At 47.8% G+C, this 458-nt stretch carries 1 protein-coding gene; it reads right to left on the reverse strand.

Translation table 11 applies throughout. From position 1 onward, the window contains the following. Positions 1-374, reverse strand: a 374-nt coding sequence (locus E1189_RS00435; RefSeq protein WP_155158182.1) for a hypothetical protein, incomplete at its 3' end; no start/stop codon positions are given. Positions 375-458 lie beyond the last annotated feature (84 nt).

Consider the following 458-nt stretch of genomic DNA (forward strand, 5'->3'; position numbering starts at 1 on the left):
GCTATAGCACGACGGACATTATCATCAAGTGCTGTACTGACGCTGTCATAAGCACTCACGGCCTTTGCAACCTTTACCTTCCGCTTTTCCTTATCGCACTGTAATTTATATCGCTGGATATAGGAGCCACTCTCGCTGCTATCATGTACCGGCGTTCCTCCTGTCACATAAGCCAGATCCTTGGCACCTTCCATAAGCGCTCTGAACTCCTCCATAAATGCCTCATTGGCTTTCAGGTGATCCGGTATATCCAGATAGCTGGCATCAAAAAGTCTGCTCCTACTCGATTCATGGGAAGCTTTCGTCCAGTTACACGGAACAGCGAGTACCCGGATGATATCCAGGCTGTCAGGCAAACGGAGAAGATGGCGCACCCTGCGCTCTTGTGCAGAACAATTTTTATCTGAAATATAGGGGTCTGCAACGTCCCGAAATTCATTCACATTTTTATTACGCAG

It is taken from the genome of Parendozoicomonas verongulae (genome assembly GCF_009711465.1).
GTDB classification, from domain to species: domain Bacteria; phylum Pseudomonadota; class Gammaproteobacteria; order Pseudomonadales; family Endozoicomonadaceae; genus Sansalvadorimonas; species Sansalvadorimonas verongulae.